The 16,481-nt window shown below is 49.7% G+C and carries 18 protein-coding genes and 1 pseudogene; 15 read left to right on the forward strand and 4 right to left on the reverse strand.

The annotated features are described in order from the left end of the window. Positions 1-193: 193 nt before the first annotated feature. Together ACR9FF_RS06345 and ACR9FF_RS06350 are read left to right on the forward strand one after the other, a co-directional pair. Positions 194-577, forward strand: coding sequence for a globin (locus tag ACR9FF_RS06345; protein WP_041613309.1), 384 nt, complete (start codon positions 194-196; stop codon positions 575-577). A 13-nt stretch (positions 578-590) separates the two neighbouring features. Continuing rightward, entirely contained in the window at positions 591-1,316 is a 726-nt protein-coding gene (locus ACR9FF_RS06350; protein WP_435169770.1) for a DUF2225 domain-containing protein, read from the forward strand. Positions 1,317-1,331: 15 nt separating this feature from the next. On the opposite strand, the gene ACR9FF_RS06355 is transcribed toward ACR9FF_RS06350, so the two are convergent. Both ACR9FF_RS06355 and ACR9FF_RS06360 read right to left on the reverse strand, forming a co-directional pair. Continuing rightward, complete coding sequence (locus tag ACR9FF_RS06355) at positions 1,332-1,574, reverse strand: hypothetical protein (protein ID WP_435169772.1); 243 nt, start codon at positions 1,572-1,574, stop codon at positions 1,332-1,334. Beyond that, complete coding sequence (locus tag ACR9FF_RS06360) at positions 1,571-1,762, reverse strand: YycC family protein (protein WP_015842834.1); 192 nt, start codon at positions 1,760-1,762, stop codon at positions 1,571-1,573. Before ACR9FF_RS06360 ends, ACR9FF_RS06355 begins: the two co-directional genes overlap by 4 nt. Positions 1,763-1,914: 152 nt before the next feature. Here ACR9FF_RS06360 and ACR9FF_RS06365 point away from each other — a divergent pair, with 152 nt between their 5' ends. Beyond that, positions 1,915-3,699 (forward strand): M3 family oligoendopeptidase, encoded by a 1,785-nt coding sequence (locus ACR9FF_RS06365; RefSeq protein WP_201006158.1) that lies wholly within the window; start codon positions 1,915-1,917, stop codon positions 3,697-3,699. Positions 3,700-3,770: 71 nt separating this feature from the next. Here ACR9FF_RS06365 and ACR9FF_RS06370 read toward each other — a convergent pair whose 3' ends face one another. Both ACR9FF_RS06370 and ACR9FF_RS06375 read right to left on the reverse strand, forming a co-directional pair. Then, positions 3,771-4,064: a hypothetical protein gene (locus ACR9FF_RS06370; RefSeq protein ID WP_435172259.1), complete on the reverse strand. Its 294-nt coding sequence runs from the start codon at positions 4,062-4,064 to the stop codon at positions 3,771-3,773. A gap of 39 nt (positions 4,065-4,103) precedes the next feature. Further along, positions 4,104-4,355: pseudogene (locus ACR9FF_RS06375) on the reverse strand (DNA-binding response regulator); the annotation flags it as partial. Positions 4,356-4,801: 446 nt separating this feature from the next. On the opposite strand from ACR9FF_RS06375, the gene ACR9FF_RS06380 reads away from it, so the two are divergent. The 12 genes from ACR9FF_RS06380 to ACR9FF_RS06435 all read left to right on the forward strand — a co-directional run bounded on the left by ACR9FF_RS06380 (position 4,802) and on the right by ACR9FF_RS06435 (position 16,467). Continuing rightward, complete coding sequence (locus ACR9FF_RS06380; protein ID WP_201004885.1) at positions 4,802-5,119, forward strand: transposase; 318 nt, start codon at positions 4,802-4,804, stop codon at positions 5,117-5,119. Continuing rightward, entirely contained in the window at positions 5,116-5,994 is an 879-nt protein-coding gene (locus ACR9FF_RS06385; protein WP_201005073.1) for an IS3 family transposase, read from the forward strand. Before ACR9FF_RS06380 ends, ACR9FF_RS06385 begins: the two co-directional genes overlap by 4 nt. Before the next feature lie 456 nt (positions 5,995-6,450). Then, positions 6,451-7,068, forward strand: coding sequence for a CBS domain-containing protein (locus ACR9FF_RS06390; RefSeq protein WP_435169776.1), 618 nt, complete (start codon positions 6,451-6,453; stop codon positions 7,066-7,068). Positions 7,069-7,074: 6 nt separating this feature from the next. Beyond that, entirely contained in the window at positions 7,075-7,872 is a 798-nt protein-coding gene (locus ACR9FF_RS06395; protein ID WP_435169778.1) for a pyruvate, water dikinase regulatory protein, read from the forward strand. Between the two features lie 87 nt (positions 7,873-7,959). After that, positions 7,960-8,928: a class II fructose-bisphosphatase gene (gene glpX / locus ACR9FF_RS06400; protein WP_127490892.1), complete on the forward strand. Its 969-nt coding sequence runs from the start codon at positions 7,960-7,962 to the stop codon at positions 8,926-8,928. Positions 8,929-8,954: 26 nt separating this feature from the next. Beyond that, positions 8,955-9,362 carry a nucleoside-diphosphate kinase gene (gene ndk, locus ACR9FF_RS06405; RefSeq protein WP_127490891.1) on the forward strand — a complete coding sequence of 136 codons (408 nt, stop codon included), beginning with the start codon at positions 8,955-8,957 and terminating at the stop codon, positions 9,360-9,362. Beyond that, entirely contained in the window at positions 9,359-10,009 is a 651-nt protein-coding gene (fsa, locus tag ACR9FF_RS06410; protein ID WP_435169781.1) for a fructose-6-phosphate aldolase, read from the forward strand. Before ndk ends, fsa begins: the two co-directional genes overlap by 4 nt. Before the next feature lie 214 nt (positions 10,010-10,223). Then, complete coding sequence (locus ACR9FF_RS06415; protein WP_435169783.1) at positions 10,224-10,979, forward strand: YveK family protein; 756 nt, start codon at positions 10,224-10,226, stop codon at positions 10,977-10,979. Between the two features lie 102 nt (positions 10,980-11,081). After that, a complete protein-coding gene (gene galU, locus ACR9FF_RS06420) occupies positions 11,082-11,969 on the forward strand; it encodes a UTP--glucose-1-phosphate uridylyltransferase GalU (protein ID WP_435169785.1) in 888 nt (295 codons plus the stop codon). Between the two features lie 11 nt (positions 11,970-11,980). Beyond that, a complete protein-coding gene (locus ACR9FF_RS06425; protein WP_201006189.1) occupies positions 11,981-12,670 on the forward strand; it encodes a sugar transferase in 690 nt (229 codons plus the stop codon). A gap of 27 nt (positions 12,671-12,697) precedes the next feature. After that, on the forward strand, positions 12,698-14,074 hold the full coding sequence (locus ACR9FF_RS06430; protein WP_201006196.1) for a sugar phosphate nucleotidyltransferase: 1,377 nt from the start codon (positions 12,698-12,700) through the stop codon (positions 14,072-14,074). 161 nt (positions 14,075-14,235) lie between these two features. Beyond that, complete coding sequence (locus tag ACR9FF_RS06435) at positions 14,236-16,467, forward strand: glycosyl hydrolase family 28-related protein (protein WP_435169788.1); 2,232 nt, start codon at positions 14,236-14,238, stop codon at positions 16,465-16,467. Positions 16,468-16,481: the final 14 nt, after the last annotated feature.

Consider the following 16,481-nt stretch of genomic DNA (forward strand, 5'->3'; position numbering starts at 1 on the left):
AATGAGTATAATCGCTGGCATTCTGGTCTGTGCGTTTGTGTATGTCATCCGAGAATCACTGACAGCACCGGGAGAAGAGGACTACGAAGGTTAATCGTTGCAGCTAATCAATAATAATCCCGCATTGGTGACGATGCGGGGTTTTTTTTATGTTATAATACTAAATACCTACACGATGGAGATGAAATTGACGATGAATAGGAATATAAGCCTTTATGAAGCGATTGGTGGAGCTGAGACTTTAAGACGAATCGTTGAGTCTTTTTACCCTAAAGTGCAGGCGCATGAGCTGCTTGGTCCACTATTTCCGGAGAACATCATCCCCGTTATGGAGAAGCAGATTATGTTTTTGACGCAGTTTTTTGGAGGACCTACGCTGTTTTCCGATGAATACGGCCATCCAATGATGCGGGCGCGGCATATGCCTTTTCCGATCACGCCGAAGCATGCGGAAGCCTGGCTTGATTGCATGAAGCGGGCACTGCAGGAGGCTTCCGGCCTCGATGAAGAGCTGCAAGCGTACATTATTGAGAGACTGTCAGGTCCGGCCAACCATTTTGTGAACACACCCGAATAGGAGATGGATGGGCATGGAGCCGCTCTATCAGACAAAGATGAATTGCATTTGCTGTGAGACCATCTTTTCGACATCACGAGTACGCCCGAGCTTTAAAAAAGCGGTGGCTATCGATTCTGATTTTTGCGGTTATTACCGGGCGGAAGCAAATCCGGATTTTTACGTGGTCCGGGTCTGTCCGACTTGCGGATTTGCAACAACGGAGAATGGTACGCAAAGGCTTACCGAGCGTCAGCGCAAAAATTATTTGGAGCAGATCGGCTCACGCTGGACTCCTTATGATTTCGGCGGCGAACGCGATGCGGCGCAGGCGATGAAGGTGTACAAGCTGGCCTTATTGTCGGCGCAGGCGGTTGAGGAAAAGCCAAGAGTTATAGCGGGTATTTTGCATCATATTGCATGGTTATACCGTTACGAGGGAAATGGGCAGGAGGAACTGCGATTCATGCGGTTCGCTCTCCAGGCATATATCAAGGTCTACGAGGAAGAAGGATCGCAATTAAACAATGCGAAGCTGATGTACATCATCGGAGAACTCAACCGGCGAACGGGCGAGCTGTCGGAAGCGGTAAAATGGTTCTCGCGCATTGTCAGCGACAAACGCATTATGGATGAGGCGATGATCCGCCGGAGCCGCGAGCAATGGCAGCTTATCCGGGAACAGCTGGAGCAAGGGCAGCCGGTATCGCCGGCCGCTGCGACGGGAGATACTGAGTCTCCCGTGCAAACGACGGCATAATTGGCTTGTCCTGCATTAATGGCTCAGCTTGCGGAGCCGCTGATCCGTCAGCATATAGTCTTGATCCATATCGAGGACCGTAACTTTGTTATGGCAGCACGGGAAGACTAGCAGCTTTTTCTTCCCGTGCTGAATGTCCTCGATTTCCCGCACGCGAATAGGGATGAGTACGTTCTCGCTGCTGCAGAAGGGGCAGCTGGGAACGTAAACGTCCTTCATCACAATGTCATAGGGCCAAGTCCTCTCGAACGGAATCATGAGGACGACTCCTCCGTACCGGGAGCGGATTCAGACGGCTTACCCGCCTCTGCTTCCGCTTTTGCCAGTTCGGTGAGCTTCTGCAGTAATATATGTTTAGGCATATGCATTAAATGCTCGAGCGGCACGCCAAGCTGCTTGGACAACTTGATTGCGGTTTCGGGTGAAATTTGCAAGGGTTGTGACATGGTGTTATTCCTCCAATCTGGATATAATTAAGTTATACACCGCTGAAGCAAGATTGCGCAAATTTATTTGTCGATCTTTTTGTGGCGGTGTTTTTCTGTTTAAGGCTTACATATACGAGGTCAATAAAAACGCGAAGGAGAGGAACGGTTGAATGGCGACTAGCAATTATCCAATGAAATGGGATTTGGAGACGTTTTATGAAGGAGGCTCGGGTTCGGCCGCTTTCGCCAGTGAATTGGCCGGCATCGAGAAGGATGTGGCCGAGCTGGACCGGCTGCTGTCCGACAGCTCCCTGGGAACCAAGAAAAAAGTTGAAGATACGACGGCTATTCTGCAGTCCGTGCTGATCCGTCTGCGTCAGTCGGAATCGTTCGTTGAATGCCTGCAGGCACAAAATATGAAAGACTCCGCGGCGAGCGGATTAAGCGACCGCGTAAAAACGATCAGCGCGAAGCTGCTTGGAGCATTAACGCGTTACGATAATGAGCTTCGCCAGATTGGCGATGAGGAATGGGCCGCTATCTCTAGCGACGGTTCGCTTGGCGAGGTCGCGTTCAGCTTGTCCGAACGCCGCGAGCTGGCGAAGGAAAAGCTTGCGCCTGAGCTTGAAGCGCTCGCCGGCGATCTGGCGGTTGACGGCTATCACGGCTGGGGGGCTCTGTACGATCTGATCGTATCCCGTGCGAAGTTTACGGATATCGGCGAGAACGGGGAAGAGAAGATTCTCTCCGCCGGACAGATGTTCAACCGGCTGTCGGACGGCGACCGTTCGGTCCGTATCCGTGCTTTTGCCGAGTGGGAGCGCGAGTGGGGCGACGCGGCAGAGCTCTGTGCGGATGCGCTTAACCGCCTCGCCGGATTCAGGCTGAAGCTGTACGGCAAACGCGGCTGGGACTCGGTGTTGAAAGAGCCGCTGCAAATTAACCGGATGTCCGAAGCGACCTTTAACGCGATGTGGTCGGCGATCAACGAAGGCAAGCCGAAGCTGGTCCGTTATCTGGAACGGAAGGCGAAGCTGCTGGGTCTTGAGAAGCTGGATTGGCATGATGTCAGCGCGCCGCTTGGTTCTTCGGCGCGAACAATAAGCTTTGACGAAGGCGCGAAATTTATCGTGGAGCAGTTCCGCAAGTTTAGCCCGGATATGGCGGATTTCTCGGAAGTGGCCTTCCGGGACGCCTGGATCGAAGCGGAAGACCGTGCGGGCAAGCGCCCTGGCGGTTTCTGTACCTCTTTTCCTAAGAGCCGTCAGACGCGGATTTTCATGACCTACTCGGGCACTGCGGATAACGTTTCGACGCTTGCCCATGAGCTTGGACATGCGTACCACCAATATGTCATGGACGATTTGCCGGCGCTGTCCCAGGAATACGCGATGAATGTGGCGGAGACGGCCTCGACGTTTGCCGAGCTGATCGTATCGGATTCGGCCATGAAGTCGGCTGTTGATCGCGAAGAAAAGCTGGGCCTCCTGGAGGACAAAATCCAGAACGCGGTTGCGTTCTTTATGAACATTCATGCCCGGGTATTATTCGAGACTCGCTTCTATGAGGAGCGCAAGCAAGGTATCGTACCGGTCGAGAAGCTGAACAGCCTGATGGAGGAGGCGCAGCGCGAAGCGTTCAGCGGAGCGCTAGGCGAGCTGCATCCGCATTTCTGGGCATCCAAGCTTCACTTCTATATTACGAGCGTACCGTTCTACAACTTCCCGTACACGTTTGGCTACCTGTTCAGCGCCGGAATCTATGCGCGAGCGCTGCAGGAAGGGCCGGCGTTCGCGGAGCGTTACGTGCAGCTTCTGCGCGATACCGGCCGCATGACGGTGGAGGACTTGGCGAAGAAGCATCTTGGCGTCAACCTCGAAGAGGCCGATTTCTGGCGCGAAGCGGTTGAGCTTACAACGAAAGATATCGACTTGTTCCTGGAATTGACGGAATAGATATTGGGGAAAGGGCATCATCCTTGGGATGATGCCCTTTTTTTTATCTTCCAAGAGCAGTTCTCGCTCTTTTAGTGAATGATTCGATCGTCCAGGTTTTCGCGGTTTGCCACAAAGCTATGGAAACGCATAGTTCCATTACCTTCTGGCCGTAATATATTTTCCTTTACCATTTTCCGCAGAAGACGCCGAGCTGTATCGATATGAATGGACAAGTGGCTGCTTACGTCGCTCGATCGAATCGGCTTCTCTGAACGAAGAGCAAGCTGTAAAATTTCGCGCTGAATAATTTTTTTTGTTGAGCGCTCATCGTAATGATGATTTAACCAAGTGCCCATAAACTGTTGTACAATTTGCTCGCACATTCGGGGTCTCTCCTTAACATCGTCGTACGAGAACCGAAGAACTCGCCATCCATCTATCATTAGGTGGTTTTGGCGTATTCTATCGTCCGAGAATTGACTGCGGCTGGTCTGGGAAAAATGAGGACCAAAACCGTCAATCTCGATATTAAGTTTCAGTGGATATTTGAGATAAGCAAAATCCAGGTATCTGTTACCGTCGCGGAAGTCTGCTATCTCGTATTCGGGATAAAGATGCTCTAGGGATCGGAAAGCCGGGTACCATACATTTTTGCAGAAACAGAATCTCAGCATGAGCGTGCCCTTGTACCAGTCTTTCTTTTGCTTTGCCTTTACGTTTCTTGAGGTGCATGTTGAACCATTTTTGATGGACGGATTGAAATGACAATTTATCCGGGCTCCTTTCTAGAATAAAAAAACACGCCGCGGTTCCCAACGTTAAACGTTTGGAAAGCGGCGTGTTCTTCACGTCCGAAATCTGATTTGTGTAGATAATACCATTTTATGGGTTGTGCATCAAGGGTGTGTTACTTGGTGAGGAATTAGTAGTTAGATAGCAGGCGGTTGGCGGGACGGTGGAAGGCTGTGGTAGAAGAGTAGCAGGCAAAAAGCCTGCTACAGACGATCAGCGAGACGGTGGAGGGATGCGAGTAGGCGATTAGCAGGCAAAATGCAACTAGAATGGAAAGTGGACACCCGTTAAGAGAATTACCATAATGGTCTTAACAGGAGGTGTTCACATGGGTGAGCAACGGCAAAGGTACACAGAGGAGTTCAAGCGTGAGACCGTAAAGTTTGTCCAGGAACAGACGAAATCAATTGGGGATATTGCTCTAGATCTCAACATTCCATCGAGTACACTTCACCAGTGGATGGGAAAGTATCGTACTTTCGAGAACGAGCCAATTGGGAACATGGATAAGATACGGCAACTTGAACAGCAACTCCGTGAAAAGGAACGAGAGCTCGTGGAGAAAGATCGCCGCATTGCTGACGTTGAAGAGGAGTTAGCTATTGTAAAAAAGGCAGTGCACATCTTCAGCAAGCCAAAGAATTGAGATTCCAGTTCGTTGAAGACAATCGCTCGGAGTTTTCTGTGGAGAAGATGTGCAAAGTTATGGGTATTTCGACGAGCGGGTACTACAAATGGAGAACAGCAGAACCAAGTCCACAGCAGCTTGAAAAGGTAAAAATCCAAGAGCGTATCCTCTTTCACTTCCATGACAGCAATGAGCGCTATGGAAGTCCCAAAATCACTCATTTACTTCACCAAGAAAAGCTATTGCCAACAGAGCGTACAGTGAGCAAGTACATGGCTGAGCTGGGGCTTCGTTCTTGTGTCTCCAAAAAGTATAAGGTGCAAACGACAGACTCTAATCACGATTATGCCGTGGCACCAAATACGCTCAATCAACAGTTTGAGACGCCAAAGCCTAATCAGGTTTGGGTAGCAGACATTACGTATATCGCTTGCAGGGAAGGGCGTCTGTACTTGGCAAGTATCATGGATCTCTGTACGCGAGAAATTGTAGGATGGCGCCTAGGAAGCCGTATGCAAACGGAGTTGGTTTTAGGTGCCCTCGAAGATGCAGAACAAGCGAAGAAGCCGAAAAAAGACCTTATCCATCACTCTGATCGTGGCTCCCAATATGCTTCAAAAGAGTATCGTGACAAGCTAGTAGAGTACGGGATGCAAGCAAGTATGAGCCGGAGAGGTAACTGCTACGACAATGCCAGCATGGAGTCCTTTCACAGCATTCTGAAAAAGGAACTGATCTACTGCAATCCAACCTTTAGAACGAAACAACAAGCACACCAAGAAATTTACCGCTACATTGAGTTCTTCTACAATCGCAAACGAATTCACGGCTCGCTTGGTTACATGTCGCCAGTTCGTTTTGCAGCTCAATTCAAGCAAGCAGAGGCAGCATAATTACACTAACTCAGTGTCCACTTTCTTGACAGAGGTCCAAAAAGCCTGCTGCAGACGATCGGCGAGACGGTGGAGGGATGCGAGTAGGCGATTAGCAGGCAAAAAGCCTGCTGTAGACGATCAGCGAGACAGTGGAAGGCTGTGGTCAGAAGAGTAGCAGGCAAAAAGCCTGCTGCAGATAGTCGGCGAGAAGCTAGATATATGCGAGTACTCGATTAGCAGGCAAATAGCCTGCTAAAGATAACCAACATCATGATAGATGGTGTCAGGCGCTTGTCCCACTGGCTATATGCACAGCATAAATAGAGCACAATTCGGATGCGATAGAACATATATTGTGTAATAAATATATATGTGATATATTAAATCCGATTAATGATGGTTATATAGGTAAATGTGTGTAATAAAAAGGTGAGAGGGTGAACCGTTATCCAGCTATCGAATCGCCAGCTAGAATTGCTTGAGCTCGTTAAAAAGCATGCGCCGATTACGGGCGAGCAGCTTGCGGAATATATGGGCGTCAGCCGCCCGACGCTGCGCTCGGACCTGTCGCTGCTTGTGATGCTGAACCTGCTTGACGCGAAGCCGAAGGTTGGCTATTTTCTCGGCGAAGCCTACCGTTCGACCGACGATACGGCAGCGCGCCAGCGCTTTGACAATATTAAGGTTCACGAGATCCAAGGCGTTCCGGTCAATATTCCGGAGACGTTATCCGTCCAGGATGCGGTTATCACCTTGTTCACGGAGAATGCCAATACGCTTCTGATCGTGAACGAGAACAAGAATCTCGCGGGGATTGTAACTCCCAAGGATCTGTTGAAGATCACGCTCGGAAATCCGGGTGCAGGTGCTATCCCGGTAAGCATGGTTATGACGCGTTTTCCGAATATCGTCACGCTTGTTCCCGAAGAATCCGTTTCGGATGCGATTCGAAAGATGATGCTCCATCAAGTGGACTGCCTGCCGGTTATTATTTCGGGCGAGGGCGGACCGGAAATTAGCGGATGGGTATCGAAATCGAACATTATCCGGCTGATGTCGGATATTGCAACAGCATCGGAACTGGGGGATTAGGAGCTTATGTCAGAGCAAATTATCTATGTTTGTTCAGATGCGGTAGGGGAGACCGCGGAAGCCGTCGCGAAAGCGACCTTGCGGCAGTTCGCATCCGATCATGTCAAAATTAAACGATTCGGCCATGTAAAGGCCGAAGAGGAAGTTATCCAGATCGTTGCCGAAGCAGCCCGTACGGGCGGCTTTATCAGCTATACGCTTGTTCAGCCGGAGCTTCGCGAGCTAATGAAGGAAGAATCGTTCCGCTGGGGCGTACGGGCGGTTGATGTAATGGGCCCCATGATGCAGGCTTTCGTGGATACCTTTGGCAGCTCGCCAAAGCGCAAGCCAGGGCTTCTCCATTCCATCGACGACGATTATTACCGCCGGATGGAAGCGATTGAATTTGCGGTGAAATACGACGACGGCAAGGATGCCCGCGGCCTGATGCAGGCTCAAGTGGTTCTTATCGGCGTATCACGTACGTCCAAGACTCCGCTCAGTATTTTTTTATCCCATAAAGGAATCAAGACGGCGAATCTGCCGCTAATGCCTGAGGTCAGACCACCTGCCGAGCTTACGCCGGCACCGGGCCGGTTAATTGTTGGGCTCACGATGCAGCCGGAGCATCTGCTGCATATCCGGACTGAGCGTCTCAAGACGCTTGGTCTTCCGGAGTCCGCGCAGTACGCTTCCATGGAGCGGATTATGGAGGAGCTCGCTTACGCATCCAGCGTGATGCAGGCATTCCAATGCCCGGTAATAGACGTTACGAATCGAGCGATTGAAGAGACCGCGGGACTTATTATCGAGCAATTATCTTAAGTACCCCTAGAAAATCTTGCACAAAAAAAACGCCGCCAACGTATTTATCGCATAAAAATGGCAATACGTATGAGAGGATGCCCAAAAATGTTAGAACGCGAATTGTCTTTAGAGCTAGTTCGAGTCACGGAGCTTGCGGCGCTTGCCGCTTCCCCTTGGATGGGCCGGGGAGATAAGAACAGCGCCGACGGCGCGGCAACCGAAGCGATGCGGAGCATGTTTGATACGGTATCAATCCGTGGTACGGTTGTTATAGGCGAAGGCGAAATGGATGAAGCGCCGATGCTTTACATTGGCGAGCAAGTCGGCAGCATGCAGGGACCCGAGGTTGATGTTGCCGTTGATCCGCTCGAAGGGACGGAGATCGTTGCTCGGGGACTCAATAACGCAATGGCCGTATTGGCTGTTGCAGGCAAAGGCCAGCTCCTTCACGCGCCTGACATGTATATGGAAAAGCTTGCGGTTGGACCGGAGCTTGCCGGCAAGCTGTCTCTGAAGGACCCGATCCGCATAACGCTGGAGAAGGCGGCGCTTGCGCTGGATAAGCCAATCACGGACTTGACCGTGATGATTCTGGACCGTGAGCGCCATGCGGATATAACCCGCGACTTAAGGGAAGCGGGCGTTCGGATCAAGTTTTTATCGGACGGGGATGTCGCGGGAGCGCTAGCGCCTTCTTTTCCGGAAGCGGGCATCGATCTCTATGTTGGTTCGGGCGGCGCTCCCGAAGGCGTCCTTGCGGCGGCTGCGCTCAAGTGCTTGGGCGGCGAAATTCAAGGCAGGCTGATTCCCGAAAGCGAGGAGCAATATGAACGCTGCGTCTCTATGGGACTGGCGGATCCTCGCAAAATATTAAATATCAACGATATGGTAGGGACCGGGGATGTTATTTTCGCGGCAACCGGCGTAACGCCCGGTGAGTTCCTGGGCGGAGTGCGCTATATGCCGGAGCAGCGCGCGGAGACGCATTCCATGGTCATGCGGGCACAGACGCGTACCGTACGGTATGTGAAGTCGCTTCATTATTTACCGAACAAACCTCTATTGCGCAAATAAAACTAGGAATGAAAGAAGGAATGGAAATGGAACGAACCTTTGTCATGGTGAAGCCCGATGGCGTAAAGCGTGGATTAATCGGCAGCATAGTAGCAAGATTCGAGCACAAAGGCTTTAAGCTCATACAGGCGAAATTGATCGAGATCGATACGCCCCTGGCAGAGCGCCATTACAGCGAGCATGCGGCGAAGCCTTTCTTTGGCGAACTCGTCGAGTTCATTACTTCCGGTCCTTCTTTCGCCATGGTCTGGGAAGGCCCCGGTGCCGTAAAAAACGCCCGTACCCTGATCGGCCGCACGAATCCTACGGATGCGGATGCCGGCACGATTCGCGGCGATTACGCATTAAGCGTAGAGAGCAATATCGTTCACGGCTCCGATTCCGTTGAGAGTGCGGAACGCGAGATAGAGATGTTTTTTGGCGGACAGCTATGAAGTTTTTCCTGGATACGGCTAATGTCGAGGAGATTAGAAGAATTGCGAGGCTCGGTCTCGTTGACGGGGTAACGACGAATCCGTCCCTGATCGCGAAGGAAGGCCGTGAATTCAAGGAAGTTATCCAGGAAATCGCAGGTTTTATTCACGGTCCCATTAGTGCGGAAGTAATCGGTACGACTTCGGAAGAAATGCTGATGGAGGCTTTTGATATCGCGGATTGGGCCCCCAATATCGTCGTTAAGCTGCCTATGACCGAGGACGGTCTGTATGCAACCCGCGCTTTGTCGGAAAAAGGCATTAAGACCAATGTAACGCTGATTTTTACGGCTGCGCAAGGTCTGATGGCTGCCAAAGCAGGCGCAACCTACATTAGTCCTTTTGTCGGCCGTCTGGATGACATTGGTACGGATGGCATAGGGCTAATTCGGGATCTCCGGACGATCCTTCATAACTACGGGATGCATGCGGAGATCATCGCGGCAAGCATCCGCCATATCGGGCATGTCGAGCAGGCTGCGTTGGCCGGAGCCCATATCGCAACGATTCCAGGAGCGCTGCTTCCTTCACTTTGGAAGCATCCCCTTACGGATGCCGGCATTGAGAAATTCCTTAGCGATTGGGACGGCAGGAAGCCGAATTTGTAAAGAATAAAACCGTTCACTAACCCTCATCAAACGGGTAACCGTTTGCATGGGGGTTTTCTTTTTGCCGGAACGCTTCGCTGCAACGATATGTCGCAAAAATATGAAAACCGTTGAAAAAGCTATTGACATGATACGTATCGTATCTTAAAGTAGGGTATACAAATACCGATACAAATTGTATCCGAAGTCTTACAAGGCTGTAGGAGGGAAACGCGTGGAATTAAAGCAGTATGCTCAGATCGTTTTGAAAAAATGGTGGCTGATTGCCGCCATCGTTATCGTTGCTGTTGTTGCTACCGGCATTAAAAGCTACTTCTTCACAACTCCGGTCTACCAGGCCAAGGCCACTCTTATCGTCAATCAATCTCCTCAGCAAGCCGGCGTAGAAACGCTGAATCTTGGTTTGCTTCAATCCAATGTCATGCTTATCAATTCCTATAAAAAAATCGTAGAATCGGCCTACATCATGGAAAAAGTTGTCGAGCAAAATTCGAGCCTTGGGGTCACTTCTGATCAGTTATCGCAAAAGGTTACGGTTACCTCGGCAGACGATTCACAGGTAATGGACATTATGTACGCCGGTTCCTCCTACAAACAGGCTGCCCAGATTGTCAATGCGGTATCTGAAATTTTCAAAGACCAAATACCCCATATTATGAAGGTTGACAATGTTACGATTCTCGACAAGGCCGATGAAAAGGATATTCCGAGTCCAATCAATAACAGCCCGATCCTGAACATGCTGATCAGCTTAATCGTTTCCTGCATGCTGGCTGTCGGCATCATCTTCCTGCTTGATTATCTCGACGACACAATCAAGAACGAAGCGGAAATGCTGCAAACCCTTGATCTGCCGGTTCTTGCCCTAATCAATAAGATCAATAAGCAGGATATGGCCCAACAGAATAAGCCGACGATGAAGGTTAAAAAAGAACGAAATGAAGCTACGTACGCGACGCTTAACCAATAAGAAATAATCGAAAATGGGATTTGGTTTGGCAGCCCTAGACCTATAAGTCAGGGCTTGTATTTTATAGAGATACTATATTGGATAGGTGAGGGTGAGAGTGTAATGAACAAGGTGAAAAAGGCAATTATTCCTGCTGCCGGGCTCGGAACCCGGTTCCTTCCGGCAACCAAGGCGATGCCGAAAGAAATGCTGCCCATCGTTGATAAGCCTACGATTCAGTACATTGTGGAGGAAGCAATAGCATCCGGCATCGAAGACATTATTATCGTAACGGGCAAAGGAAAGAGAGCGATCGAGGATCATTTCGATCATGCATTCGAGCTGGAGCATAACTTGTTCAGCAAGGGCAAGTTCGAACTGCTGGATGAGGTTCGGCGTTCCTCCAATGTGGATATCCATTATATCCGCCAGAAAGAGGCGCGGGGGTTAGGTCATGCCGTATGGTGCGCTCGCAATTTTATCGGGGATGAGCCGTTTGCCGTCCTGCTTGGGGATGACATCGTGCAGTCCCACGTGCCTTGCGTAAAGCAATTGATTGAACAATACGAACGGACAGACCGCTCCGTCATAGGGGTTCAGACGGTCCGTGATGACCAAACTGACCGTTACGGCATCGTAGACCCGGATGAAAGCTTCGACCGGTTGTATCAGGTGAAGCGGTTCGTAGAAAAGCCTGCCAGAGGACAGGCGCCCTCTAACCTAGCCATTATGGGGCGTTATATTTTGACCCCTGAAATATTCGATTGTCTAAAGGACCAGCAAGAAGGCGCCGGAGGAGAGATCCAGCTAACCGATGCGATTCAGAAGCTGAATGAATTGCAGGGAGTATATGCTTATGATTTCGAAGGTACCCGGTATGATGTTGGCGAGAAGCTTGGTTTTATTACAACGACGATCGATTTTGCCCTCAGAAACGAAGAACTCCGTATTCCCCTGCTCGCTGCTATGGAAGAAATGATGCTGCGGGAGCAGTCCAATAAGATTAATTAGAGGTGAATGTTATGGCTCCGACTCCTCAGCAGAATGATCTGGATGCAGTCTTTGATGCAGCGACCATATATACCGCCTACGAGCGTCGGCCTCTACGGATTTATTTAATGGTCAAGCGCGGATTCGACCTCATTGCCGCTAGTTTGGGGTTGATTCTGCTTTCTCCGATTTTTCTTCTTGTTGCCTTATTAATTAAGCTGGAAAGTCCGCAAGGATCGGTTTTTTTCTATCAAACGCGGGTTGGCCGCAACGGACAGCCTTTCAAAATGTTCAAATTTCGCTCAATGGTGACTAATGCGGAAGCGATGCTGGATAGCCTGCTCAGCCAAAATGAAATCCAAGGCGCCATGTTTAAGATGAAGGAAGATCCCCGGATTACCAAAGTCGGCAAATTCATTCGCAAGACAAGTATCGATGAGCTTCCTCAGTTGTGGAACGTTATTCGCGGGGACATGTCGTTGGTTGGTCCACGTCCAGCATTGCCTCGTGAAGTGAGCGAGTACACGAACTATGACAAATTGCGCCTCAAGGTGCAGCCTGGCTGCACAGGCTTATGGCAGGTAAGCGGCCGCAACGAGCTCAGTTTTAAAGAAATGGTGGAGCTTGATCTTAGATATATTGAGGATCGGGGATTTCTGCTGGATTTGAAGCTTATTTTGCGCACCGTAAAGGTCATGTTTGGTTCTAAAAATGCTTATTAAAGACATTTGCGAACGGAGGAGTTTGGAATGAGGCTTGTTCTGTTATCGGGCGGATCAGGAAAAAGGCTGTGGCCGCTTTCCAATGATGCCCGTTCCAAGCAGTTCCTGAAGGTGCTCGAGGATGAAAGGCATCAGCATGTGTCTATGGTTCAGCGGGTATGGGGACAAATTACGGAGCGCGGACTTGGCGACTGCAGCTATATTGCTACAGGTAAATCCCAGATTGAAATGATGCATAATCAGATCGGCCGCCATGTACCGTTAATTATTGAGCCGGAACGCAGAGATACGTTTGCGGCAATTGCTTTAACCGCTGCTTATCTTTATTCGGAGCAAGAGGCAGGACTGGAAGAGGTCATTGCGATACTGCCGGTTGATCCTTACGTGGAAGGTCGTTTTTTTGACGAGGTTAAGAAGCTGGAGGATGTTTTGAATGACTCTGAAGCTAATCTTGCCTTGATAGGGGTGAAACCGACCTATCCTTCCTCTAAATATGGTTACATCGTGCCTTCTGCTTCAAGTAAGCAAGACAATTCTGGTTACCGTCAAGTCAATCGCTTCGAAGAGAAGCCATCAGAAGAACGTGCGGCCCGGCTGATCGAGGATTACGATGCGCTCTGGAATTGCGGCGTATTTGCCTTTAAGCTTGGTTTCCTCATTGGGCTGCTCGAGCAGAGAGGGCTGCCTCTTCATTACAAGGAGCTGGTTCTTCAATATCATACCCTTCCTAAGGTGAGCTTCGACTATGAAGTGGTTGAACGGACAGATCACATTGTCGTGAGCCCGTATGACGGGTACTGGAAGGATCTCGGCACCTGGAATACGTTAACGGAAGAGATGGGCAGCCGTCTGATCGGCAAGGGAATGATCAGCGAGGATAGCATAAATACTCATCTGATTAACGAGATTGACATACCGGTCTCCATTCTTGGGTTATCCAACGTTGTTGTGGCTGTAAGCCCGGATGGAATCCTTGTGGCGGACAAAAGCGCCAGTCCAAGAGTGAAGGACTTCATTAATTATAATCAAGGTCCGATGTTCGAGGAACGGAGCTGGGGCTGGGCACGGATTCTGGATGATCAACGCTATGATGACGGCCGTTCGGTAGTAACGAAGCGCGTGGGAATCCTGCAGGGGCGCAATATCAGCTATCAGCTGCATATTAACCGGGAAGAGGTTTGGACCATCGTTAAGGGCGAAGGCGAATTCATTCAGAACGGCAATTACATGCGGGTGAAGGCAGGCAACGTGCTTCATATTCCGATGAAGACGCTGCACAGCATTCGGGCAGTATCCGAGCTCGAAATCATCATTGTACAATCCGGCAACGGGGGCGAGGACAGCCGGATCGTTGAGCTGTACAATACCTGGGAAGAAGTCGAAGAGCATTGTACGAATATGTAGGAATATATGAACATGTCTCGCTGGCGCATTTTTCTCCATACGGAGGGCAATGCGCCTTTCTATTAAATTAATAAATCTAATCTATGAAGGAGGGCTATTCGCGGTTGCCGTTGCTATATTGGCTGCATATATGGAAGGAGGAGAAGAAAGGGGGAGTAAGTATGGCGACTGGTAAAACAAGTAACATGGGCATGAACATCTGGGGAACATCTGAAACGGTCAAACCATCCGAATTAAACGCAAACTTTACTGCGCTCGACAACGAGCTTGGTGCGCGAGGGATGGACATTCGGTGGAAGGGAGCTGATGCCAGCGGTGCTGCCGGCAGCTACAATGCACTCCTAACGGCAGTCAACGACACGGCAACAACCGCGATTTTTGTTCCGCCCGGCGTATATCTGATCGAGAAGAGCATAACGATACCCGCTACCAAGAGGCTGGAGTTCGCCCGCGGCGCCCGGCTGAAGCCGGCAAAAGGAGTTACTATTACTGTAAACGGAACCATTGCAGCCAGTCTTTATGATTGGATCTTCGACATTACGGCGGGAGGAACCATTGCGGGAACGCCAAAGGTAGGCGATATTTATCCGACATGGTTTGGAGCCGTAGGCGACAGTACGGCGGATGATACCGCAGCTTTTCAGGCTGCGATGGCGATTAGCGGCAAGAAGCATCGGATATTTATCCCTGTGGGCAAATACCGGATTCGCCAGACCTTAATCAATAATTCCCGTGGAATGTACGGTGCTGCGAATTACCTGGATGAAGATCAGAGCGGGTCACTGCTTTTGTGGGATCCGATTGACAAGACAACCGATTTATTACCATGTATACGGATAGAGAATGCTGGGGTTGATGCGATCTTTGAAAACTTCGCAATTATCGGTCAAGTGAGCTACAATTCGAGAACGCTATCGACCTGGGTCAATAAAAGTCTGTTTGATCAGGATTCTTACAGCATGTTTGCTGCAGGCACCACGGCAATTGAAGTAGCTGGAGGGGCCAAGCCGATTTTCCGAAGTGTCAGCACCAAACAGGTAAAGGTGGGTCTGCTGCTAAACAGCACAGACGGGCATATAACCTCTTACGATTGTACGTGGAACGGTCTTATCGGGCTTTACTGCGTGAAGAACAGCGAAGACTATTATTTTGAGGGCGGCGGCATTACCGGCGCATTCTGTTGTATCATGCTAGGGATAAAGGAGCATGTTGGCCATTATGGCGGATTTAATGCAACGATGAAGCGTGTGCATATGGGGTATTCGCCTTATGGGATCTATCAGGTCATCGATTCGGACACTTATAATAATGGAAGCGGTGTTGTTGGAGGGCTTAGCGGAACGATGGAATCTGTCCGGTTCGAGCAGATTGGTGAGGCTGCGATTCGGCTATTGCCGAAATCGGTAACAAACGGATTCTACATGTCCGGCTTTGGGATGTCCTGGTCTTCCATCGATCCGAACGCAGCCGAATATTATGCCCTGCCCGATACCTTAAAAGCCAGTCAGTCGAAGCAAAGCTACGGCGTATATCTGGGCACGATTATGAATGCCCAATTCGATGATATTGAAGGCCTTGTTGTTAAATCGAATGCACCTGGCGCATTGGGTACTGCCTATATCAACATGCTGGAAAAGGATAATGTTATCTCGGGTCTTCAGGCTAAATATGTTAAAATCGTAAAGCGTAATGTGATGGCTACTTTGCTTTACTCTACGCCTTATTCAGTAGGAGAGTCCATTCATGCCAAGGCGAATAACCCGGTAAGCCACGGTAATTTAATCGTCAATCCGGAGCAACAGAACAACTGGAAGATTGTTGCGGGTACCGGCATCAGCCTTACTATGGTAACGAATCTTGATTCTCTGCCTGTTCCCTTTAGCTCGGAAATGAAGGCATATGTAGATAAAGCTGTTGCTGGGGTATTGAAAATTACACCTAACGGCTCAAGTAACCCTTTTGTCGGAATCCCGTTTAATCCTTCACCACTTTCTATAGATACGAAACGTTACATTTGTTTTGAATATTTTATTTTATCCCCGCAATCCCGATACCGCAGCCGGCTTGAATTCGGAAATTTTACTACCCTCTACGATAATACGTTTGAGGTGCCTGTAAATCAATGGACGAGGATCTCCTGCAGGGAACAATATGCTCCAAACGCAAACGCCTATTCGGTTTCCTTCTTTGATTTATCAGCTTCACAGCCAACCTATTTGGCGGCTGTCATGGTATCTTATGATACGAACAGCTCTTACTCTCCGTACAATCATGCTTATTCAAGGCCAGCAATTGAAAGCGGAGACGCCTTTATTCTGACGGATAAAGCAACTGGGGCAAGAGGCAGAATTGAACTTGTTAACGGTAAACTGCAAATTACGATGATTCCATAAAGCGCTATTTCTAT

This window comes from Paenibacillus glycanilyticus (genome assembly GCF_051200795.1).
In the GTDB taxonomy this organism is placed as follows: domain Bacteria; phylum Bacillota; class Bacilli; order Paenibacillales; family Paenibacillaceae; genus Pristimantibacillus; species Pristimantibacillus glycanilyticus.